This is a genomic window from Salifodinibacter halophilus (assembly GCA_012999515.1).
Taxonomy (GTDB): Bacteria; Pseudomonadota; Gammaproteobacteria; order Nevskiales; family Salinisphaeraceae; genus Salifodinibacter; species Salifodinibacter halophilus.
The window spans coordinates 1-237 of record JABEEB010000707.1 but is presented as its reverse complement, the minus strand read 5'-3'; the positions used below and the strand labels follow the sequence as shown (position 1 = coordinate 237).

Sequence of the window (237 nt, the reverse complement as noted above, 5' to 3'; positions counted from 1 at the left end):
AAGCTGGAAACCCGCCTGGCCGACCTGGTCCAGCCGACCGACAACGGCCGCCTGGAGCAGGAACTGGTTCTGTGGCTGCAAAAGCTCGACGTCGACGAAGAGCTCGACCGGCTGCAATCGCACGTCGCCGAAGCCCGGCGCGTGCTCAAGCTGCGCGAAGCGGTCGGCCGGCGCCTGGATTTCCTGCTGCAGGAATTCAACCGCGAGGCCAACACCCTGGGCTCCAAGTCGGTCGAC

1 protein-coding gene is annotated in these 237 nt (G+C 66.2%); it reads left to right on the top strand.

From position 1 onward, the window contains the following. The coding region (locus HKX41_13390) for a DUF1732 domain-containing protein (GenBank protein NNC25128.1) at window positions 1–237 on the top strand (237 nt) is incomplete at both ends.